18 protein-coding genes are annotated in these 21,551 nt (G+C 66.3%); 11 read left to right on the top strand and 7 right to left on the bottom strand.

Annotation, left to right across the window (positions count from 1 at the left end; genetic code table 11):
- Both CRM90_RS20155 and CRM90_RS20150 read left to right on the top strand, forming a co-directional pair.
- Window positions 1-804, top strand: coding sequence for a sugar phosphate isomerase/epimerase family protein (locus tag CRM90_RS20155; protein WP_102808704.1), 804 nt, complete (start codon window positions 1-3; stop codon window positions 802-804).
- Window positions 805-819: 15 nt separating this feature from the next.
- Window positions 820-2,028 (top strand): DUF1214 domain-containing protein, encoded by a 1,209-nt coding sequence (locus tag CRM90_RS20150; protein WP_102808703.1) that lies wholly within the window; start codon window positions 820-822, stop codon window positions 2,026-2,028.
- A gap of 8 nt (window positions 2,029-2,036) precedes the next feature.
- On the opposite strand, the gene CRM90_RS20145 is transcribed toward CRM90_RS20150, so the two are convergent.
- The gene (locus tag CRM90_RS20145; RefSeq protein WP_102808719.1) at window positions 2,037-2,753 is read right to left on the bottom strand and encodes an enoyl-CoA hydratase/isomerase family protein; all 717 of its coding nucleotides are present in this window, start codon (window positions 2,751-2,753) and stop codon (window positions 2,037-2,039) included.
- A gap of 73 nt (window positions 2,754-2,826) precedes the next feature.
- Here CRM90_RS20145 and CRM90_RS20140 point away from each other — a divergent pair, with 73 nt between their 5' ends.
- On the top strand, window positions 2,827-4,362 hold the full coding sequence (locus CRM90_RS20140; RefSeq protein ID WP_102808702.1) for an AMP-binding protein: 1,536 nt from the start codon (window positions 2,827-2,829) through the stop codon (window positions 4,360-4,362).
- 57 nt (window positions 4,363-4,419) lie between these two features.
- Here the strand turns inward: CRM90_RS20140 and CRM90_RS20135 are convergent, their stop codons facing one another.
- From CRM90_RS20135 to CRM90_RS20125, 3 genes are all read right to left on the bottom strand, one after another.
- Window positions 4,420-5,247: a putative endonuclease domain-containing protein gene (locus tag CRM90_RS20135; RefSeq protein ID WP_102808701.1), complete on the bottom strand. Its 828-nt coding sequence runs from the start codon at window positions 5,245-5,247 to the stop codon at window positions 4,420-4,422.
- 108 nt (window positions 5,248-5,355) lie between these two features.
- Window positions 5,356-7,002, bottom strand: a complete 1,647-nt coding sequence (locus CRM90_RS20130; protein WP_102808700.1) for an FAD-dependent oxidoreductase — start codon at window positions 7,000-7,002, stop codon at window positions 5,356-5,358.
- A gap of 137 nt (window positions 7,003-7,139) precedes the next feature.
- A complete protein-coding gene (locus tag CRM90_RS20125; protein WP_102808699.1) occupies window positions 7,140-7,841 on the bottom strand; it encodes an IclR family transcriptional regulator in 702 nt (233 codons plus the stop codon).
- A gap of 171 nt (window positions 7,842-8,012) precedes the next feature.
- On the opposite strand from CRM90_RS20125, the gene CRM90_RS20120 reads away from it, so the two are divergent.
- The 8 genes from CRM90_RS20120 to CRM90_RS20085 are packed head-to-tail and all read left to right on the top strand — an operon-like array spanning window position 8,013 to window position 17,114.
- A complete protein-coding gene (locus CRM90_RS20120; RefSeq protein ID WP_102808698.1) occupies window positions 8,013-8,876 on the top strand; it encodes an alpha/beta fold hydrolase in 864 nt (287 codons plus the stop codon).
- A 2-nt stretch (window positions 8,877-8,878) separates the two neighbouring features.
- A complete protein-coding gene (locus tag CRM90_RS20115) occupies window positions 8,879-10,558 on the top strand; it encodes a bifunctional 3-(3-hydroxy-phenyl)propionate/3-hydroxycinnamic acid hydroxylase (RefSeq protein WP_102808697.1) in 1,680 nt (559 codons plus the stop codon).
- On the top strand, window positions 10,506-11,423 hold the full coding sequence (locus CRM90_RS20110) for a 3-carboxyethylcatechol 2,3-dioxygenase (protein ID WP_233209411.1): 918 nt from the start codon (window positions 10,506-10,508) through the stop codon (window positions 11,421-11,423). Before CRM90_RS20115 ends, CRM90_RS20110 begins: the two co-directional genes overlap by 53 nt.
- A gap of 29 nt (window positions 11,424-11,452) precedes the next feature.
- Window positions 11,453-13,183 (top strand): FAD-binding protein, encoded by a 1,731-nt coding sequence (locus tag CRM90_RS20105; RefSeq protein ID WP_233209410.1) that lies wholly within the window; start codon window positions 11,453-11,455, stop codon window positions 13,181-13,183.
- Window positions 13,180-14,484 carry an LLM class flavin-dependent oxidoreductase gene (locus CRM90_RS20100; protein ID WP_102808694.1) on the top strand — a complete coding sequence of 435 codons (1,305 nt, stop codon included), beginning with the start codon at window positions 13,180-13,182 and terminating at the stop codon, window positions 14,482-14,484. Before CRM90_RS20105 ends, CRM90_RS20100 begins: the two co-directional genes overlap by 4 nt.
- Window positions 14,485-14,488: 4 nt before the next feature.
- Window positions 14,489-15,301 (top strand): coniferyl-alcohol dehydrogenase, encoded by an 813-nt coding sequence (locus CRM90_RS20095; protein WP_102808693.1) that lies wholly within the window; start codon window positions 14,489-14,491, stop codon window positions 15,299-15,301.
- A gap of 14 nt (window positions 15,302-15,315) precedes the next feature.
- A complete protein-coding gene (locus CRM90_RS20090; RefSeq protein ID WP_502693294.1) occupies window positions 15,316-16,296 on the top strand; it encodes a cyclase family protein in 981 nt (326 codons plus the stop codon).
- Window positions 16,293-17,114 carry an alpha/beta fold hydrolase gene (locus CRM90_RS20085; RefSeq protein WP_102808692.1) on the top strand — a complete coding sequence of 274 codons (822 nt, stop codon included), beginning with the start codon at window positions 16,293-16,295 and terminating at the stop codon, window positions 17,112-17,114. Before CRM90_RS20090 ends, CRM90_RS20085 begins: the two co-directional genes overlap by 4 nt.
- Before the next feature lie 78 nt (window positions 17,115-17,192).
- Here CRM90_RS20085 and CRM90_RS20080 read toward each other — a convergent pair whose 3' ends face one another.
- From CRM90_RS20080 to CRM90_RS20070, 3 genes are read right to left on the bottom strand one after another with little or no spacing between them, the layout of a single operon-like run.
- A complete protein-coding gene (locus CRM90_RS20080; protein WP_102808691.1) occupies window positions 17,193-19,367 on the bottom strand; it encodes a molybdopterin-containing oxidoreductase family protein in 2,175 nt (724 codons plus the stop codon).
- Window positions 19,355-20,194 (bottom strand): mycofactocin-coupled SDR family oxidoreductase, encoded by an 840-nt coding sequence (locus CRM90_RS20075; protein ID WP_036344180.1) that lies wholly within the window; start codon window positions 20,192-20,194, stop codon window positions 19,355-19,357. Before CRM90_RS20075 ends, CRM90_RS20080 begins: the two co-directional genes overlap by 13 nt.
- 31 nt (window positions 20,195-20,225) lie before the next feature.
- Entirely contained in the window at window positions 20,226-21,431 is a 1,206-nt protein-coding gene (locus CRM90_RS20070; RefSeq protein ID WP_102808690.1) for a cytochrome P450, read from the bottom strand.
- Window positions 21,432-21,551 lie beyond the last annotated feature (120 nt).

The raw sequence follows: 21,551 nt of genomic DNA, 5'->3' as shown, positions 1-21,551 counted from the left end.
ATGTGCGAACAGCTGTCCGTTCACGACGTCACCTTCCTCGGATCGAGTCCGGCTGAACTGCAGTGCAATTGGGCCGAGCTCGGGGTGCGGTGCCTCAGTGTGATCGACACAGAGTTGGTCGATCCTGAATTCCGGCGGATTGTCGCATCAGGTGACTATCTGGTGCAGGCCGTCTGTCACGTCTTCGGTGCCGGCTTAGTGCCTGCCGATGCGAGATCGGTCGACGCCGCCCGCGGCGCACTGTCGCAGCTGATAGAGGTTGCCGCGTCCGTGGATGCCCGCTGCATCTACCTGCTCACCGGTGGTCGCGGCGCGCTCGGCTGGGAGCAGGCCGCCGACGCTTTCAGTTCGGCGATCGAGCCGTGCGCGCGCGAGGCCGAGCAGGCCGGCATCAGCCTCGCCATCGAAAATGCTTCGGCCCTGTACGCCGACATCCACATGGCGCACAGCCTTCGCGACTGCATCACGCTCGCGGAGTTGGCCGGTCTCGACATCTGCATCGACCTGTTCCACTGCTGGGCCGAGGCAGACCTCGCGGGCCTGCTGCGCGCAGCGCTTCCGCGGACGCGGCTGATCCAGCTGAGCGACTACGTGCTCGGCGACCGTGGGCTTCCTGCCCGTGCGGTGCCCGGGGACGGTGTGATCCCGATTGAAACCGTTGTTGCGCAGGCATTGGCCGGCGGTTACTCGTTCGGGTTCGACTTGGAACTGCTGGGCCCGCGGATCGACGCGGAGGGCAGACTGGCGGCCGCCCGGCGGGCGTGCGATGTGGTCCGCCGGATGTTCCACAGGCTCGGCGACTGAGGAGAGGGGAGTCCGGTGGCGTTTGGCGACGGCCCGGAGGACGAGGCGCTGGATGATGCGTGGAGCGAGTTCTGCGACCGATTGAAGGCCGCAGGCCGACAGTCGTTCAAAGACTTCAACGCCACCTCAGGGATTCAGCGGGCCGATGCGTTCCGCTTCCTCACCCAGAACCTGGGGCAGGCCTTCGACCTTGCGCTGGAAACCCGGGATCCGCGGTACCCGAGCATCCACGCCTTCTGCAGTCCGACGCGCAAACTCGGCGGCGATAGTGCGGATTTCACCTATCAGCAGGCCTGGATTGACGGGGAATCGGTTTATCGGCTCGCCGGGACACGAGGTTCCGCGAAATTTTTCAACGTCACCGTACAGGGTGCGCGGCCGGTCGGCCCACACGTCCTGCACGAGCCGTTCGGTGATGTGCCGGAAGCGAATCTCTTAGGCCACCAACTGCATGTCGAACCCGACGGTACTTTCGAGCTGTACGTCGGTGGGCCCGAGCGTGGCCCGAACTGGCTGCCGACCACTTCCGCATCGCGAAAGTTGTTCATTCGCCAGGGCTTCGACGGATGGGATGAGCGGCCCGGGCAACTGCGCATCGAGCGCATCGACATGGCCGCACCCAAGCCGGTGCCGACGGCGGGCGCCATGGTCGAAGCGATGGGATGGGCGGGTGACTTCGTCACCGGCCTGATGACCAGCTGGCCGGAATTCCCGTACACCTACGGTGGTGTCGACAGCGAGCACCCGAATCGGTTTCCGGTTGTTGAAGCCACCGAGGCCGATACCAAGCGGGGCCGCGTAGCGACGAACATGTTCTGGGAGTTGAGCCCTGAGGACGCACTGATCGTCGAGTTCGACGCGCACGAGGGACTCTGGATGATCACCAATATGGGCGCGTTCTTCACCAGCATGGACTTTCTGTACCGTCCGGTCAGCTACACCCCGAGCCGGGCGTCGGTGGACGGTGACGGCAAGGTCCGCCTCGTCCTCGCCCACGACGATCCGGGCGTGCACAACTGGGTCGACACCCAGGGCTTCGAGCGGGGCAACCTCACCTACCGTCACATGCTCGGGGGAGAGCCCGCCGTCCTGTCCACCCACCTGGTCGCTCGTGCCGAACTGGACGACGCGCTACCTCCGGATACCAATCGCATCACCGCATCCGAGCGCACCGCGCAGATGTGGGAACGATTCACCGCGGTGCGCGCCAGGTTCCCGCTGTGATGCCGTCGCTACTTCCCGCGGTTCATCACCCGGTCGGCGGCGGCCCAGTGCTCGTCGGACACCCACAGTTCGGCGAAGGCGTCGATGGCTTCGGCCGGTGTCACGCCGCCGATCACCTTCTTGATACGGCCGGCCGGCCGGTTTGCCAACGACGTTGCCAGCGTGCGCCATTCGTCGTCGAACGAGTCTCGCGCCACGACGCGATCGATCAGCCCCCACCGTTCGGCCTCGCCGGCGGTGAGGACCGTGCCGGAGCCGGCGAGCAGCAGGGCTTTGCTTTTGCCGACGAGTGCCGCCAACCGTTCGGCGCCGCCCCAGGCCGGCATGATTGCCAACGTCACCTGGTTGAAGCCGATCTTGATGTCGTCCGCGGCGATCCGGATGTCTGCGGCGACGGCGACTTCGGCCCCGCCGCCGAGGGCATGCCCGTTGAGGGCGGCGATGACGGGGGCGGGGAAACCGGCGATGCGGTCGCAGATCGCGCGCATGCGGGCAGCCATCGCGGCGGCCTCCTCGGTGGTGCGCAGCGCGCTCAGTTCCTTGAGGTCGCCGCCGGACACGAATGCCCGGTCGCCGCCGCCGCGGATGACCAAGGCCTGCGCCCCGGCCGCCGCGTCGAGCGCCTCTTCGAGTTCACCCATGGTCGACAGGGCGATCGCGTTACGGGCATGCGGACGGTCGATGGTGAGGACCGCAAGGCCGTCGCTCGTCTCCAGATCGACCATGTTCACGTTCTCCAATTTCGGTATTGGCATTCTCAGTGACGGAGAATAGCATCGCCAAGCGGAGGTGCTGTAGTTGAGGAATATCCCGGTTGAGCTGAGCAAACGCTACATCGACGAGGGCTGGTGGACCCCGGATACTCTCGGTGAGCTGCTGGCCAGGGGGCTGGCGGCCAACCCTGACACCGGGTTCTGGGTGCACTCCGCGGTGCGGCCGTTCAGCGGGACCTTCCACGACGTGGAGGTCCTGGCACGCCGGCTGGCGGCGGGGTTGCGGGCCCGCGGGGTGGGCCCGGGCGACGTGATCGCGTTCCAGCTGCCCAACTGGGTCGAGGCCGCGGTGACGTATTGGGCGAGCTCGTTCCTCGGTGCTGTCGTCGTGCCGATCGTGCACTTCTACGGTCGCAAGGAATTGACCCACATCATCGGAACGGCACGGCCCAAGGTGTTCATCACCACCGAGCACTTCGGACACATGACGTACCAGCCGGACCTGTGTGCCGGGGTCCCGATCGTGGGTCTGGTGGGGGACAACTTCGAAGACCTGCTGGCCGACGAGCCGATGGACGGCGAGCTGCACACCGACCCGGCCGGCCCGGCGCTGATTGCATTCACCTCCGGAACCACCCGCGACCCGAAGGGCGTGATCCACAGCCATCAAACGCTGGGGTTCGAGACCCGCCAGCTGCTGGAGAACTACGCGCCCGACCGCGGCAGGCAGATCACCGCCACGCCCGTCGGTCACTTCATCGGCATGGTCGGGGCCTTCCTGATCCCCGTGCTCGAAGGCGCGCCCATCGACCTGACCGACGTCTGGGATCCCGGCCGGGTGCTGGAACTGATGGAGTCCGAAGGTATGTCGATCGGCGGTGGCCCACCGTACTTCGTCACCAGCCTGCTCGATCACCCCGAGTTCACCGACGCACACATGAGCCGGATCAAGCATGTCGGCCTCGGCGGCTCGACGGTGCCGATCGCGGTGACCCGTCGGCTCGCCGATCTGGGTGTGCACGTCTTCCGCTCGTACGGCAGCACCGAGCATCCGTCGATCACCGGGTCACGGCCGAGCGCGCCGGAGGACAAGCGGCTGTTCACCGATGGCGACGCGCGTCCCGGGGTGGAGGTTCGTCTGACCGACGAGGGCGAGATTCTCTCCCGAGGGCCGGATCTGTGCCTGGGCTACACCGATGACACGCTGACCGCCAAGGCTTTTGACGCTGACGGTTGGTACCACACCGGAGACATCGGCGTGCTCGACGAGGACGGCTACCTGACGATCACCGACCGCAAGGCCGACGTGATCATCCGCGGTGGCGAGAACATCAGCGCCCTCGAAGTCGAGGAGCTGCTGCTGAGTATGCCTGCCGTCGCCGAGGCGGTGGTGGTCTCCGCGCCGGATGCCCGTCTCGGTGAGCACACCGCCGCCGTGCTGCGCGTCAGGGAAGGTCACCAGATGCCGACGATGCAGGAGATTCGCGCACACTTCGAGAGCTGCGGAGCCGCACGACAGAAGTGGCCCGAGGAATTGCACGAGGTCGCCGACTACCCCCGCACCGCCAGCGGCAAGGTGCAGAAGTATCTGGTGCGCAAGCAGATTGCCGAAGTCCAGTAAGCGTTGACATCGCACTGGGAGCGAACTTTTCGCCGAAGGCTCGCTCTCAGTGCGCTTTCAACGCCACGCCTCGTGGACTCGTCGCAGGATGTCGTACCTTCGGTGACCTGCCAGCACTCTGACGCGCCGCCAGCCGACCTGTGCGATGTACTCCGATCGGATCACGTCGCCGCCGTAGATCTCGCGATCGAGGCGGTGTTGCTCGCCGTCGTATTCGACCGCGACCATGACATCGGGCCAGCCCATGTCGAGAAAGTAGTGCGAATACCCGTCGGCTCGCAGCACTGGAATCTGAGTCTTTGGGCGTGGAAATCCCGCGTCCATCAACAGCAGTCGCAGCCAGGTTTCACGCGGCGACTGCGCGCCGGCGTCGACAAGGTCCAGCAGCTCAGGCACGCGACGCAGACCTTTGACGTGGGGATGACTCTCGGCCACCGCGAGCACATCACCGACTCGGAAGTCGGTGGCCGCGGCCAGCGCGTCGAGCCGCTGGACAGCCTTGGCCGTGGGCCCGTGTCGCGCGAGGTCGAACGCGGTCCGCTCGATGCTGGTGACGGCCACACCGTGCCGCGACGTGATTTCCGCGTCGAACAACGTGTCTCGGCTGATCTGAACGCCCGCCGGAGACTTGCGACCGGGCCAATTCATTTCGATGACGGCGTTGTGGTCCACCCACTTTGCGCCATGCAGTGCTGACGCGGCCGCACCCGAGATGACACCTTGGCGTCCGGACCACAACCACGTGGCGATAGTCCTGTCGCGGAGCGAAGGCGCACGCTTCGCGGTGTAGACGTCAGGCAGCACGCGTTGGTAGTGCGCCCGCAGGTCGTACTTCGTAACCCTGCCCGCCGCCAATGCCTCGCTGCCGATGAACACCTGCGCCATGGGTTGCAGGGTGTCAAAGAGCGCACATGGACGTGTTCACCCATCCACAGGGCGTTGAGAGCGCACTCAGAGCGAAGATTTCGCGAAATCTTCGTCCTCGATGCGCTGTCAACGCGAAGGCGCGCCCGCTGCCGCCAGGCCCGCGCGGTAGCCGAACACCATTGCCGGCCCCAGGGTTCCGCCGGCCCCACCGTAGGCGCGGCCCGTCACTCCTGCCATCGCGTTGCCCGCGGCGAACAGCCCGGGGATCGGCATGCCGTTGACGTGCAGCACTCGGCCGTCGCGGTCGGTGCGCGGGCCGCCCTTGGTGCCCATGGCGCCGATGCCCACCGGCACGGCGTAGTACGGCGGGGTGTCCAGCGGGCCGAGAGTCTGCAGAGCCGGGGTGGACGCCGAGTTGTCACCCCAGTACCCGTCGTATGCACTTGCGCCACGGCCGAATTCGGGGTCCACCTCGTCAGCGACGGCGGCGTTCCACGCGGCCAGGGTGGCGCCCAGCCCGTCGGCGTCGATGCCGGTCTTCTCCTCCAGTTCGGCCAGCGTCGCGGCCTTGTTGAACCAGTCGGGCGCCTCACCGCCGGGCTCGACACCCAGGAAGCCGTAGCGCTTCAGGTGCTGATCATCGAAGACGATCCACGCCGGATCGTTGACGTACCCCAGGCGCGGGTCGAGCTGATGGAACGGTCCGGACATCGAGTTGTATTCGCCGGCCTCGTTGAGGAAACGCTTCCCGAACCGGTTGACGATGATGCTGCGCGGCCGGGTGCGCTCCAGGCGCACACTGCGACTGCGCGGCCTGCCGCCGAGCGTGTCGCCGGGGATCTGAATGACCGGCACCCACCAGGCCTCGCCCATGTTCGCCAGATCGGCGCCGTGCGCCATGGCCATCCGCAATCCGTCGCCGGTGTTGTTCGGCGGTGACACCGGTCCGCGCAACGGCCCCCGCAGATAGGCCTCGACCAGTCTCTGATCCCATTCGAAACCACCGGTGCCGAGGATTACCCCTTTGTCGGCACGGACTCGAATCTCACGATCACCCAGGGCGATCCGTACTCCGGTGATCGCCGACGCTGAGCCGGTCAGCTCGAGCGCGCGGGCCTCGGTGACCGGGGTGACGCCGAGATCCAGCAGGCCCTTGAGAAGGCCCGCGATCAACGCGGTACCGGCGACGCAGTAGTCGCCGTCCATATCGTCGACGGCGGCGTGGATGCGTGCCCGGGTCTCGGCGTCGATGCCGACGTTGCTGAAGTCGATGGGGAACGACGTGATGCGCGACGCCCAATCGTCCAGGGCGGCAAGGTCAAATGGCTTGGCGTTCAACGACCGTCCGCCACCTGGCTGACCACCCGGCAGTTCGGGCTTGTAGTCGGGGAAGCCTTCGGCGACCTCGAACTGCAGCGCGCTGTTGCCTTCGACAAAGTCCAGCATCGCCGGGCCGGTGCGCACAAAGGTTTCGACCAGTTCACGATCCATGACGCCCAGTGATTGGGCCTCAAGGTATTTCAGTGCATCGTCGACGGTCAGCTCACCACCGGCCGCCCGGTCATGCGCGGGAATCCAGACGATTCCGCCGGACACCGCGGTCGTGCCCCCGACGCTGGGGGCCTTCTCGAACACCGCGACCGATGCGCCACTGGCCGCCGCGGCCAGTGCGGCGGTCAGGCCGGCCGCGCCGGTACCGAGCACCACGACGTCGACTTCACGGTCCCACGTAGGTGGGCCAGACTGGCCGGAGTCCCAGGTGGTGTCCGCCATCGCTTCACTCCTCTTGCCGCACACTGGTATTGGCGTGTGCATCTACCGAACGTGGGTGTTCGTTGTTGTCACGCTAATGACGGCGATCGCACAGTGTCAAGCGCTCCATCCGGCAAAACCCCAGTTCAGCGGGGTGCTTAACTCAGAACCACCGAAAGGCGCTGCGCCGCTGCGATCGCTGACTCCCGCCCGCGCAGCACCACGTCTTCGCGGTGTGAGATCAGGTTGATGCACGTGTGCGGCGACCCGGCCGGCCGGTGCACCGGCACCGCGAGACCGTAGGTGTTGGGCTCGACCTCCCCGTAGGTGATGATCCAGCCCTGCTGGCGCGCGCGGGTGACCAGCGGGCGTTCGCCGGGCCGCCCCGGCATGCTGGCCAGCAGTGCGATACCGGCCGCGCCGCGGTCGAGGGGATAGCGGCTGCCCTCGTGGAAGGACAGCTGATAGGACACCCGGGTCGGCACGATCACGGCGATCGCGACCTGCTGATCACCCTCGGCCACCAGTAACGACACCGTGGTGTCGAGCTCGTCGGCGAGGTCGCGCAGCGTCGGCATCGACAGCTCGCGAATGTTGTTGTCGAACGACGCGCCCAGGGCGGCGAGCCCGGCCGCGGCGCGGAATCGCCCGTCCTCGGCTTTGGCCACCATCCGGTACGACGCCAACGTGCTCAGCAGCCGGTAGGCGATGGTCCGGTGCACCCCGATGTGGTCGGCGACCTGCTGAATGGTCAGCCCGCCCTTGGCGGCCGCGACCAGCTGCAACGCGTGCAGTCCGCGGGCCAGGGTTTGCGACCCGGGCGCAGCGCTGATCGGGCTCTCGGTGGGTGTCTGCGTCATGTCGTCCCCGTGCGTGAGGTGCGAAAGCGGGCTCGAGTCACCCCGAAGTGCCTTGACAGACCGCACTCCGAGAGTGATGCTCTTAAACTATCGCACACCGTAGTTCAATAATTACACATACCGCTTACAAAAAGCGAGAATCCCATTATCACCGAGGATAGGGGCAGCTGGGTGCCGGAGTTCGAGAGCGTCTGGAGTGATCTGCAGGGCGTTGCGTTCTCGCAGGGTTATCTGGATGCAGGCGGAGTGCGCACCCGCTATCTGCATGCCGGCGATCCGGGTAAGCCGACCCTGGTGTTGCTCCATGGCTCGGGCGGCCACGCCGAGGCGTACGTCCGTAACATCGAGGCGCACGCCGAGCACTTCTCGACCTGGTCGATCGACATGCTGGGGCACGGCTACACCGACAAGCCCGGGCATCTGTTGGAGATCCCGCACTACGTCGATCACCTTGCCGCCGTCCTCGACACCATCGGCGCGCAGCGGGCGCACATCTCCGGTGAATCGCTGGGCGGCTGGGTTGCGTCGCGCTTCGCCGTCGACCATCCCGACCGGCTCGAGCGGCTGGTGCTCAACACCGCGGGCGGTTCGCAGGCCGACCCCGAGGTGATGAAGCGGATCATCACGCTGTCGATGGCCGCCGCGGAGAACCCGAGCTGGGAGACCGTGCAGGCCCGGATCAAGTGGCTGATGGCGGACAAGTCCAAGGACTACGACGACATCGTCGCCAGCCGCCAGCGGGTGTACCGGCAGCCCGGGTTTGTCAACGCGATGCGCGACATCATGGCGTTGCAGGATCCGGATATCCGGCAGCGAAACCTGATGAGCCCCAGCGACTACGGCGCTATCACCGCGCCGACGCTGGTGCTGTGGACCAGTGACGACCCGACCGCCGACACGACCGAGGGCCGCCGGATCTCGGAGATGATCCCGGGTGCGCGCTTCGAGGTCATGCAAGGCTGCGGGCACTGGCCGCAATACGAGGACCCCAAGACGTTCAACCGCCTGCACATCGACTTCCTGATGGGCCGGTGAGTATGGAGTTCGACGTCGTCGTGGTGGGAGCCGGGCCAGTTGGACTGACGCTGGCCAATATCCTTGGCCTGCAGGGGGTCCGGACACTGGTCGTCGACGAGCGGGACGCGCTCATCGACTATCCGCGCGGAGTGGGCCTCGACGATGAAGCCCTGCGCACCTTTCAGGCGATCGGCCTGGTGGACGCCGTCCTGCCGCACACCGTGCCCAACCAGATCTTGCGGTTTTACGACGGCAAGCGCAGATTGCTCGCCGAGATGGCACCGCCCGACGCGCGGTTCGGCTGGCCCAAGCGCAACGGCTTCGTGCAGCCCCTCGTCGACGCCGAGTTGTACAAGGGGCTCAGCCGGTTCGACAATGTGGAGGTGGCGTGGGGTCATCCCATGACCTCGATCACCGAGACCGCCGATGGGGTCGTCGTCGAGTTGTCTCCGGCCGATTCCGAGCCCCGAAAGGTCAGCGCCCGCTACGTCGTCGGCTGCGACGGCGGCCGTAGCGCCACCCGTCGCCTGATGGGGGTGTCCTTCGACGGCACGACGTCCTCGACCCGCTGGCTGGTGGTCGACATCGCCAACGACCCACTCGGACATCCCAACAGCGAGGTCGGCGCCGACCCGGTTCGGCCCTACGTCTCGATCGCCATCGCCCACGGCATCCGGCGCTTCGAGTTCCTGATCCACGGCCACGAGACCGACGAGCAGGCCGAGGATCCCGCGTTCGTGGCGCAGATGCTGTCCCGCCTGGTGCCTTACCCGGACAGGTGCGACATCATCCGACGCCGCCTGTACACCCACCATTCGCGGATCGCGAGCTCATTCCGCAAGGGCCGCATTCTGATCGCCGGGGATGCCGCCCACCTCATGCCGGTGTGGCAGGGGCAGGGCTACAACAGTGGTATCCGTGATGCCGCCAACCTCGGCTGGAAGCTGGCGGCTGTGGTCAAGGGACGGGCCCGCGATGCGCTGCTGGACAGCTACGACGTCGAGCGCCGCAAGCACGCCCGTGCGATGATCGACCTTTCGACCACAGTGGGAAAGGTCATCTCACCGACCAACTCGCGTGTCGCCGCCGCCCGGGATGTGGTCGTTCGGGCCGCGTCGCTGGTCCCGACGTTGAAGCGCTATGTGCTGGAGATGCGGTTCAAGCCGATGCCGCGCTACGACCACGGTGCGGTGGTGCACAGCGAGCCACGGTCTCCGTCGTCCGCGGTGGGCACCCTGTTCATCCAGCCGCGGGTGGACACCCGGGACAACCAGAACGTCCTGCTCGACGACGTCATAGGCCCGTGGTTCGCGTTCGTGTGCTGGAGTAACAATCCCCGACAACTGTTGGGGGAGAAAGACTTCGCCGCGTGGAAATCGCTCGGTGCGGTCTTCGTTGGGCTGCGCCCGATCACCCAGTTGCACTGGACCGGACACGACGACCCCGACGTCATCGTTGTCGGGGACCGCACCGGCGCGCTCAAGGCGTGGTTCGACACGCACGAAGAGTCGGTGATGTTCCTGCGGCCGGACCGCTGCATCGCCGGCGCCTGCATCGCCCAACGCACACCGGAACTGAGCACGGCCCTGCTCGACACACTCACCTTGACCCCGGGAGGAGGCACCGATGCCACTGGCGCTCTGCTGTATGTCACACAGCCCGCTGCTGAACCTTCCCGGCCCGTCGGCGGAACTGCTTGACGACATCACCGCCCGGCTGGCCGAAACCCGGCAATTCGTCGCGGAATTCGACCCCGAGCTCGTGGTGATCTTCTCGCCGGACCACTACAACGGTTTCTTCTACCGGCTGATGCCGCCGTTCTGCATCGGCACCGCGGCCGCCGGCGTCGGCGACTACGGCACATACGCCGGACCGCTGAACGTGCCGGCCGCGCTCGCCAATGAGATGGCGGCCGCGGCGTGGGACGCCGGCGTCGACGTATCCCTGTCGTCGGCGATGGACGTCGATCACGGGACGGTGCAGCCGCTCGAGGTGCTGTTCGGGGATGCCGCCACGAGGCCGGTGATTCCGGTGTTCATCAACTCGGTCGCCACCCCGTTGGGCCCGCTCAAGCGCGCCCGCGCGCTGGGTGCCGCCATCGGTGACTACCTGGGCTCCCTGGATAAGCGGGTTCTGGTCGTCGGATCCGGTGGGCTGTCGCATGATCCGCCGGTGCCCACCCTGGCGACCGCGCCACCGGCCGCCCTGGAGCGCATCGTCGGTGGGGCGCCGATGTCACCGGAGGGGCGAGCTGCACGGCAGGAGGCCGTGATTGCGGCGGCACACGAATTCGCCCACGGGGACAGCACGTTGCAGCCGTTGAACCCGGACTGGGACCGTGCCCTGCTCGATCTCATCGACACCAACCGGCTGGCCGAGGTCGACGGTTGGACCAACGACTGGATCGCCCGTGAAGCCGGCAACTCCGCACACGAGATCCGAACCTGGGTGGCGGCATTCGCCGCGCTGGCATCCCAGGGTGATTATCAGACGCAGCAGCGCTACTATCGCGCTGCTCCAGAGTTGATCGCGGGATTCGCGATCCGGACGGCGGTACCCGAATGAGCGACGCTTGCGGAGCGAATCAACAGCAGGTGAGCGACAACCACTTCGATCATTCCGTCGACGTCCTCGTCATCGGCTCCGGCGCCGGCGGGATGACCGCGGCGCTGCGCGCCGACGCGTTGGGGCTCGACACCCTGATCGTGGAGAAGTCGCCCAGATTCGGCGGATCCTCGGCACTGTCCGGTGGCGGCATCTGGGTACCCGGAGCGCCGTCGCAGCGCAAAGCCGGCTATTCCCCGGATCCTGACGGAGTGTTCACCTACCTCAAGACCATCACCGGCGGTCTGGTCAGCGACGAACGGCTGCGCGCCTACGTGGAGAACGCCCCGGCGATGATGGAGTTCCTCGAAAACGCGAGCAGCTGGTTCGAGTTCGTCTGGAAGCCGGGATACGCCGACTACTACCCCGAGCTGCCCGGCGGCTCCGAGCGGGGCAGCACCATCAATGTGCCCGAGATCGACCTGCGCAAACTCGGCGACGAGGAATCGAAGCTTCTCGCGCCTCTGGCGTTGGCGCCGAAGGGAATCTGGTTCGCTCCCAAGGATCTTCGGCTGTTCTATCAGGTTCGGCAGAACTGGCGCGGCAAGGCCGTGCTGCTCAAGCTGATCTGGCGGATGTTCCGGGCCCGGGTGTTCGGCGATCGGATGGCGGCCATCGGGCAATCCCTGATGGCGAGGATGCGCCTTGCGCTCAAAGAGAAGGACATCCCCCTGTGGCTGTCGGCGCCGATGACCGAGCTGATAGTTGATGCCGACGGCGTAGAAGGGCGAGTGGTCGGCGCGGTGGTGGAACGCAACGGCAAGCCCCTGCGAATCTCCGCGCGGCGCGGCGTGGTGGTGGCTTCCGGCGGATTCGACCACGATATGGCCTGGCGCCGTGAGCATCTACCGGTGCTGGAAAAGGACTGGAGCTTCGGCAATCCCGCGGCCACCGGCGACGGTATCCGGGCGGGGGAGAAGGTCGGCGCCGCAACCGACCTGCTCGACGAGGCGTGGTGGTTCCCGGCCATGTGCTGGCCGGACGGCCGCCTGCAGTTCATGCTGAACGAGCGGATGATGCCCGCGCAGTTCGTGGTCAATGGCGCCGGCAAGCGGTTCATCAACGAGGCCGCACCGTATATGGATTTCGCGCACGCGATGATCGACGGCCAGCGCTCTGGTGTGGAGCACATCCCGTGCTGGCTGGTCACCGACATCGCGTCGTTCCACCGCTACGTGGTCGGCGGGCACCTGCCCATCCCGAAGGTGCCGTTCGCCCCGGTACCCACCGGTCGCAAGATCCCGCAGGCCTGGCTGGACTCCGGAATCGTCAAGACCGCAGACACCTTCGGCGAGTTGGCCACCAAGATCGGTGTGCCTGCAGACGAATTGCAGCGCACCGCAGCCCGATTCAACGAACTCGCTCGCAAGGGCCACGACGATGATTTCAACCGGGGCGACAGCGCATACGACAACTACTACGGTGATCCGACGCTGCCCAACCCCAACCTGGCTCCGTTGGGCAAGGCACCGTATCTGGCGTTCCAGATCATCCTCGGCGACCTGGGCACCTCCGGCGGATTGCTCACCGACGAGCACGCCCGGGTGCTGCGCGAGGACGGCACCGTCATCGGTGGTCTCTACGCCACCGGCAACGCCTCGGCCGCCGTCATGGGTCGCAGCTACGCCGGCGCCGGGGCCACCATCGGACCCGCTATGACGTTCGGATACGTCGCAGCAGAACACATCTCCCACAATTCCAATCGAGAGGTAACCGCATGAAGATCTCGCTGTTCTACGAGTTTCCGCTACCGCGGCCGTGGTCGGAGGACGACGAGCACCAGCTGTTCCAGCATGGCCTCGACGAGGTGGAGCTCGCAGACAAGGCCGGCTTCTCCACCGTGTGGCTCACCGAGCACCACTTCCTGGAGGAGTACTGCCACTCCACCGCACCCGAGATGTTCCTGGCCGCGGCCAGCCAGCGCACCAAAGACATCCGGCTCGGCTTCGGCGTGATGCACCTACTGCCGAACATCAACCCGCCGGCCCGCATCGCCGAACGCGTTGCCACCCTCGACCACCTGTCCAACGGACGGGTCGAATTCGGCACCGGTGAGGGTTCGTCGGTGGCCGAGCTCGGCGGCTTCGACGTCGACCCCGCCGACAAGCGCGCCCAGTGGGAAGAGGCGCTCGAGGTGTCGATCCGGTGCATGACCGAAGAGCCGTTCAGCGGGTTCAAGGGCGAGCATGTCGAGATGCCGGCCCGCAACGTGGTTCCCAAGCCCCTGCAGAAGCCGCACCCGCCGGTCTGGGTGGCCTGCACGCGCCCGTCGTCGGTCGAGATGGCCGCGCAGAAGGCCATCGGCGCACTGAGCTTCGCCTACACCGGCCCGGAGGCGCTCAAGGAGCGGGTCGACGGCTACTACCGCGACTTCGCGGAGCAGGGCGCGCCGATCACCCCGGCGATCAACCCCAACATCCTGGCCATCGGCGGCGACCTGTCGATGATGGTGGCCCGCTCCGACGAGGAGGCGCTCAAGCGGATCGGGATCGGTGGCGGCTTCTTCTCGTTCGGCATCATGCACTACTACCTGACCGGTATGCACACCCCTGGCCGGACGAAGGTCTGGGAGCGCTACGAGGAGGCCGTCAAGGAGGATCCGACGCTGGCGTACGGCCCGGGCCGCGGCGCCATCGGTTCGCCCGAAACCGTGCGGGAGTTCCTGCGGGGATACGAGGCCAGTGGCGTCGACGAGATCATCCTGCTGCTCAACCCGCGTAGCCACGAAGGCACGATGGAGTCCATCGAGATCATGGGCAAGGAGATCCTGCCCGAGTTCATCGAGCGGGATGCCAAGGCCGTCGCGGAGAAGGCCAAGCGCCTGGAGCCGGTGATCGAGAAGGTCGAGGCGCGCCGGCGGCCCTCGGAGGCACCGCTGTTCGACGAGACCTACGCCTTCGGCGGATTGCCGACCGGCCGCAACAAGTTCACCGCCGGAGAGATTCCGGAGGCGATGGCCGAGATCAACGAAGGCCGCGTGAAGGCCGCGCAATTGGAGAAGGAGAAGCGAGAGGCCAAGTAAGGCTGTGGTTCACATCGATGATCTGCTGCGGTATGACGGCCGCCGCGTGGTGGTCACCGGCTGCGCGTCGGGTATCGGCGCGCAGCTGTGCGATCAGCTGATCGCTCTGGATGCCGAGGTGGTCGGTCTCGATGTGCGCCGTCCGGCGAGCAGGCTCACCGAGTTCGTCGAGATCGATCTGGCTGACCCCGGCTCGATCGACCGGGCCGTGGACGCGGTAGGTGGCCCCGTCGACGCGCTGTTCAACGTGGCCGGGGTGTCGTCAGGGATCGGCAACCCCCTGTTGGTCGTGACGATCAACTTCCTGGGGACCCGTCACCTCACCGAGGCGATGCTGCCGCAGCTGGTGCCCGGCTCGTCGATCGTTTGCGTGTCGTCGCTGGCCGCCGCGAACTACCGTGAGAACCTGCCGCAGACGGCCGGCCTGCTGGCGACGGGATCGATGGCCGAGGGTGTCGGGTGGTGCCACGACCATCCCGACGCGCTGGCTGACGGCGGTTACCGGCTGTCCAAGGAGGCGATCATCGGTTACGCGGTCACCAATGCCGTGCCGCTGGGCGCGAAGGGCATCCGGATCAATTGCAGCGGACCGGGTGTCACCGACACCCCGATCCTCGACCAGCTGCGGTCGGCGTACGGGCAAGGACGACTCGACGACATCCCCAAGCCCCTGGGCCGGGTGTCGAACCCGGCGGAGCAGGCGGCGGTGCTGGCGTTCCTGGGCAGCAGGGCCGCCGGCTACATCACCGGTCAGGTCATCTGGGCCGACGGCGGCACCATCGCGGCGCGCCAAGCCGCCGACTACGAGAAGGGATGACCAGGGTGGCCACTATGAGCGATTTCCGTCGGGTCGCCGACGACGTCCGCAACTGGGGCCGGTGGGGCGACGACGACGAACTCGGCACGCTGAACTTCATCACTGCCGACAAAGTCGCGCAGGCAGCGGCAACGGTCAAGCATGGCAGGGTGTTTCCGCTCGGCGTCGACTTCGGTTCGTCAGGTCCGCAGGGGGCGTTCCAGTATCGGCAGAACCCCACTCATGTGATGACGATCGACGGCGGCGACGCGAACACGTTGCTGGAGTACGGGCCCTCGTGGCTGAGAAACCCGGCGGCCGTGCAGTTGAGCGGGTATTCCACGGCTGGGCCGATGCGGTTCAACGACGACATGATCATCATGCCGCTGCAGGCTGCCACGCAGTGGGATGCGCTGTCGCACGTGTACTACGAGGACAAGCTGTACAACGGCTTTCCCGCCGACTCGGTGACCAGTCTCGGCGCGTACTACCTGGGCATCGACAAGGTCGACGAAAAGGGCATCACATCCCGCGGCGTGTTGCTCGACATCGTGAAGCTGCGCGGGGTTCCCACGTTCTGTGAACTCGGTGAGCCGATCACACCGGCCGAACTCGACGAGGCGGCCCGCAGGCAGGGCGTCACCATCGAACCGGGCGATATCGTGCTGATCCGAACAGGTTGGTGGGCAAGGTTTTTGGTGACGCGTGACGGCCAGGAGCCCGGCGCAGGATTGGACTGGACGTGCGCATCGTGGCTGCACGATCATCAGGTCGCCGCGGTGGCGGCCGACAACCTGATGGTGGAGAACCCGGCGTCCGGTGTCGACGGCACCATCCTGCCGATGCACATGTTGTGCCTGCGGGATATGGGGTTGATGCTGGGCGAGTACTGGAATCTCACCGAACTGGCCGCCGACTGCGCGGCCGACGGTCGCTACGAGTTCCAGCTCGTCGCCCCGCCGCTGTCGGTTACCGGTGCGGTCGGCTCGCCGGTCAACCCGATCGCGATCAAGTGAGCATTCAGCATCGGACCCTCGTCGTCGACGGGCTGGTCACCCACTTCCTCGAGGCGGGGGAGGGCGAGCCGGTCATACTCCTGCACGGCGGCGAGTTCGGGGTGAGCGCCGAAATCGCCTGGGAAAGACTGATTCCCGAGCTCTCCCGGCGCTACCGGGTGTTGGCCCCGGACATGCTGGGTTTCGGTGAGTCGGCGAAGGTCGTCGACTTCACCGATGGCCGGGGTATGAGAATCCGGCACATCGCCCGGTTCTGCGCTCTGCTGGGCATCGACTCGGCGCACTTCGTCGGCAACTCGATGGGTGCCATCAACCTGTTGGTGGACATGACCTCGGCGTCGCCGGTGCTGCCGGTGCGCACCGCGGTCACGATCTGCGGCGGCGGTGAGATCCAGAAGAACCGGCACACCACGGCGTTGTATGAGTACGACGCGACATTCGAGGCCATGCGGGCGATCGTGGAGGCGTTGTTCTTCGACGCGTCGTACCCTGTCGACGAGGATTATGTGCGACGACGCTACGAGTCGAGCGTGGTCCCCGGAGCCTGGGAGTCGCTGGCGGCAGCCAGATTTCGGCGACCAGGAGTGGAGGCGCCGGCCACGCCGTCCAGTAAACGCGCCTACGAGCGCATCGCGGTGCCGGTACTGGTCGTGGAAGGGGCCGGCGACAAGTTGTTGCCCTCAGGGTGGGCCGCCGAGATCGCCGGGCAGATCACTGCGGGCCGTTCGGCGGTGATCGATGATGCCGGGCACTGCCCGCAGATCGAGCAGCCCGAGGCACTCGCCGAATTGCTGCTCGGGTTCTTCGCCGAGGTCTAGTCGCCGAAATCGACGTTGCGCAGCGTTCTACTCGCACCTCCCCGGCGAAACGTCGGTTTGGGCGAGGAAGAGAAAGGGTTAGGGCCGGACTCGCTCGATCCCCACAAACGCCGAGCTCAATGCCGGCGTCTGCGACAGCGGGTCGACGGGGGAGCCGTCGACGAGCAGGTTGCGGTTGACGCCGAACGATATCGGCTCGGCACCGCCGCGCGGGTCGAACACCCGCGAGCCCCAGCCGTGGTCGACGATCACGACGCCGGGTCGGGGCTTATCGCTGAGCACGGCGGTGAGTTCGATCGAACCGATGTCGGAGAACACCCGGACCCGGTCCCCGTCCGCGACGCCCAGCGCGGCCGCATCGTCCGGGTTGATCACCGCGTGGTTGTCCTTGCCCGACGGGTGCAGGCCGTCAATGTCGTTGAGCCACGAGTTCATCGAGTGCCGGCGCCGGCTGTTCGCCAGCTGGAACGGACGCCCGGCCGGTGCCACCGGATGCGGTTCGGTAAGCAGTTCGTGGGTGCGTGCCACGAACTCTGCGGGCGCAACGTGAATCTTCTTGTCCTCGGTGCGCAACGCCTTTCTCAGGTGGCCGAATTCGCGCTTGCCGAACACCCAGCCGTGCGGATGCGCCATCACGGCGCGCCAGCTGATCCCGCGACTCGATGCGATGATCATCCGGTCGATCCAGTGCGGCCCGAATGCCAGTGACGGCCTGCGGGTCACCCTCGCCAGCGCCCGCGTCGCTTTCACGAACCCGTTCACACCCCGGATCCCGAGAAAGGGCCGTTTCATCGCCAGCGTGAGATCGAGGAAGAACCGCCACTCCTCGCGAGCGTCATCTGGTGGGTCGACGGCCCGCCGCCCGTAGTGGACGTAGGGCTCGTCGTGCAGGCCGCTGGTGAGGGCCAGCAGATCGTCCCGCTCCAGCCAGTGCGCCGCCGGCAGCAGCCAGTGCGCGTGCCGGTGGCTTTCGCGCTGCAGGAAGTCGATCACGACCAACAAATCAAGCTGCTCCAGCGCGGCATCCAGGCGCGCGCCGTCCGGTCCGGAGATAACGGGGTTGCCCGCATTGATCACCATCGCGCGGATCTGCCCCGCCCCGGAAGTGGTGATTTCGCCGGGCAATTCGTCGAGTCCGTGATGACCGGCCACCATGGGCCGGCCCTGCACCCGGCTGAGGTGGTCCACCGGCTTGGCGAACGCCGCCAACTTCAGTGCGTCGACGTAGCCACGCTCGAAGCGCCGCCCACCCGGCCGGTCCATCCGCCCGGTGATGACGTTGAGGACATGCCCCAGCCACTCGCCGATGGTCCCGGACACATGGAGTGACACCCCGGTGCGGGTGATCGCCATGGCGCCCGGCGCGGCGGCGAAATCTCGTGCCAACGTTTCGATCTCGGCGCGGGGGATACCGCAGCGCGTAGCCAGCTCGTCGAGGTCGGCGTCGGCGGCCAGCGCGCGCAGTGCGGCCATCCCCATGGCGAGGTCGCGGCAGTCGCCACGGTGCTCGAGGCCATCGTCGAGGATCACCTTCACCATGGCGAGTAGCAGCGCCCAGTCCTGGCCGGGGCGGACAGCCAGATGAGTGTCAGCCTTCTCAGCGCTCTCGGTGCGGACCGGGTCCACCACCACGATCCTGGCGCCCTGCCGCTGCCGTGCCAGCGCCCGTTTCCAGCCGCCCGGCACCGTCTCCACCCAATTCCAGGCGCTCACAGCGGGATTGGCGCCCACCATTAGGAAGAAGTCGCAGTTGTCGACATCGGAGACGGGAACGAACAGTTGCGACCCATACATGGCCTGCGCCACGACATGCAACGCGTTCTGATCGACCGAGCCGACGTAGTAGCGGTTCTGGCTACCGATGGCGTCCAGCCAGCCGGTCATGAACAACAGGTTCGACGACGAGAAGCCGGACGGATTGCCGGTGTAGGTGGCGACGGCATCCGGTCCGCCTGCGGAGATGATCGCCGACATCCGCGCGGAGATGTCGGCGACGGCATCGTCCCACGTCGCCTCGACGTAACCGTCGCCCACCCGCCGCATCGGACGGGTGATGCGGCGCGGATGTTCGACCAACTGGGCGGCGGTGCGGCCCTTGGCGCAGAAGTCGGCCCAACTGTGCGGATTCTGTTTGTCCGCAGAGATTTTCACCACCCGACCCGCCTCGACGGTGACCTCGACACCGCACGAGGCAAGGCAGTACCGGCAGAACGTGTGGACGGTCTGCGGCGGTGTGGGGGTTACTTCAAACAACTGCCGCCGTCGACGGGCAGTGTGACGCCGGTGATGTAGCGGGCTTCGTCGGAGGCCAGGAACAGCACCGCGTTGGCGATGTCTTCGGGTTCGACCCAGCCGATCGGTAGGGTGTGCATGAGCTGTCCGACCACCTTCATGTCCTCCGGACCCGGGTTCTCCAGGTCGGGACGGAACAACTTCATCGTGCCCTCGTTCATGAACAGAGGGGTGTTGACGTTCGTCGGGTGTACCGAGTTGACCCGGATGTTCTGCGCTCCCAGCTCGACGGCGAACGTGCGCATCAGGCCGACCACGCCATGCTTGGCGGCGACGTAGTGCCCGGTGTGCGGGTAGGCCTTGAGTCCGCCGACGGAGCTGGTCAGGATGATCGATCCACCGCGGCCGCCTTCGAGGATATGCGGCACACCGGCTTTCACCGTCTTCCACACGCCGCCGAGGTTGATGTCGATCATCGCGGTCCAGTCGGTCTCGCTGGTCTTGTCCAGCGTCTGGCCGCCGTTGCCGATGCCGGCGTTCGCCACGATGATGTCGAGGCGGCCGAGGGCGTCGACTCCGGCGTCGACTGCGTTCTTGAGCGCGTCGTAGTCGCGGACGTCGACTTCGGCGGTGTAGATCTGCCGGTTGTGGCCCTTGACCAGATCAGCGGTCTCGGCCAGGTCCTCCGGCGTGGAGGCGGCGATCAGGTCGACGGTGTCGATCTTCTTGCAGATGTCGACCGCGATGATGTCGGCGCCTTCCGATGCCAGCCGCACGGCGTGCGCGCGGCCTTGCCCGCGGGCCGCGCCGGTGACGAACGCGACTTTGCCTTCTACCCGTCCTGCCATGGTTGTTCAGTCCCTTCGTAGGTGATGGATGTCAGGGGACGATCGTCGGCATGGCGTCCCAGCCTCGGACCGCCGTGGTCTGAGACTTTTGGGCGCCCGCCCAGTCGACTTCCCAGGTGGGGAACCGTTTGAGGATCTCTTCGAGCGCGATCCGACCCTCCATCCGAGCCAGCGCGTTGCCCATGCAGAAATGGGTGCCGGCCCCAAAAGTCATGTGCGACTTAAGCTCACGGTGAATGTCGAACACGTCGCCGTCGGGTGCGAACCGACGATTGTCGCGGTTGGCCGCGCCAACCAGCATCAGCATCGCCGACCCTGCGGGGACGGTCTGGCCGTAGTACTCGACGTCGCGGGTGACGTAGCGGGCGATCTGAAGAGCGGGCGGTTCCCAGCGCAGGATTTCTTCGATCGCCTGTGGGATCAAAGCCGGATTCTCGGCGAGTTCACGACGCTGGTCGGGGTATTCGGCGAGGGTTTTTCCGGCCCAGCCGATCAGCCGGGTGGTGGTCTCGGACCCGGCGGTCGCGATGACCGTCAAGTACAGGAGCAGTTCCTCGCGGTGCAGCCGCCGAACTGTGCCGGTCTCGTCGGTGAATTCGGCGTTGAGCAGATCGGTCATGATGTCGTCCGACGGGTGATCGCGCCGGTAGTCGATGAACTCGGCGAACACCTCGCCGGTGGCCAGGAGATCGACTTCCTTCTTCTGCAGGGTCGCCTCTCCGTGATCGGTGATCGCCCGCTGGCGGTCCTCCGGGATGCCGAGGAGCATGCCGATGACCCGCATCGGCATCTGCTCGCCGAGGTCGTTGACGAAGTCGAACCGGCCGGTACCGATCAGGGGATCCAGGCACCGGGTGGTGAATTCGCGGATCTGCGGCTCCAGTGCGGCAACTTTGCGAGGGGTGAACACTCGCGACAACAAATTGCGGTGGATGTTGTGGATCGGCGGATCCTCGAAAATCAAAGTGCCTGGCGGAATTTCCATGCCGGACTTGATGATCTCCAGCAGAGCACCCCGGCCGGAGATGAATGTTTCGTGGTCGATGACGGCCTTGTTGACATCGTCGAACCGGCTCAGCGCGTAGAAGTCGAGATCCGGGTTGTGGTACAGCGGTGCTTCCTCGCGAAGGCGCGCAAACATCGGAAACGGATTGATGTTCTGGTCGACGTCATAGGGGTCGTAGTGAAGATCGCGAGCGGCACTGACTGTCACCGGAATGTTCCTCCCATGGGCCATCGGTGGAGCAACAATTGCAGTTCTGTTCAAAACGTGTCAATGGCATGTGCGGAATGCGTGAGCTTTGCTGACCAAGTGAGAGAACATCGTTCTCATCCCGCTCGTTTAGGTGGTCGCAGC

The sequence above is a fragment of the Mycobacterium sp. ENV421 genome, assembly GCF_002887815.1.
Classification (GTDB): Bacteria; Actinomycetota; Actinomycetes; order Mycobacteriales; family Mycobacteriaceae; genus Mycobacterium.
This window is presented reverse-complemented; position numbering and strand designations above follow the sequence as displayed.

Excerpts from the sequence above, each read along its gene's own strand:
- CRM90_RS20155 (WP_102808704.1), top strand. The coding sequence starts at position 1 with ATGTGCGAACAGCTGTCCGTTCACGACGTCACCTTCCTCGGATCGAGT.
- CRM90_RS20145 (WP_102808719.1), bottom strand. The coding sequence starts at position 2,753 with ATGGTCGATCTGGAGACGAGCGACGGCCTTGCGGTCCTCACCATCGAC.
- CRM90_RS20135 (WP_102808701.1), bottom strand. The coding sequence starts at position 5,247 with ATGGCGCAGGTGTTCATCGGCAGCGAGGCATTGGCGGCGGGCAGGGTT.
- CRM90_RS20130 (WP_102808700.1), bottom strand. The coding sequence starts at position 7,002 with ATGGCGGACACCACCTGGGACTCCGGCCAGTCTGGCCCACCTACGTGG.
- CRM90_RS20125 (WP_102808699.1), bottom strand. The coding sequence starts at position 7,841 with ATGACGCAGACACCCACCGAGAGCCCGATCAGCGCTGCGCCCGGGTCG.
- CRM90_RS20115 (WP_102808697.1), top strand. The coding sequence starts at position 8,879 with ATGGAGTTCGACGTCGTCGTGGTGGGAGCCGGGCCAGTTGGACTGACG.
- CRM90_RS20110 (WP_233209411.1), top strand. The coding sequence starts at position 10,506 with ATGTCACACAGCCCGCTGCTGAACCTTCCCGGCCCGTCGGCGGAACTG.
- CRM90_RS20100 (WP_102808694.1), top strand. The coding sequence starts at position 13,180 with ATGAAGATCTCGCTGTTCTACGAGTTTCCGCTACCGCGGCCGTGGTCG.
- CRM90_RS20090 (WP_502693294.1), top strand. The coding sequence starts at position 15,316 with ATGAGCGATTTCCGTCGGGTCGCCGACGACGTCCGCAACTGGGGCCGG.
- CRM90_RS20075 (WP_036344180.1), bottom strand. The coding sequence starts at position 20,194 with ATGGCAGGACGGGTAGAAGGCAAAGTCGCGTTCGTCACCGGCGCGGCC.
- CRM90_RS20070 (WP_102808690.1), bottom strand. The coding sequence starts at position 21,431 with ATGGCCCATGGGAGGAACATTCCGGTGACAGTCAGTGCCGCTCGCGAT.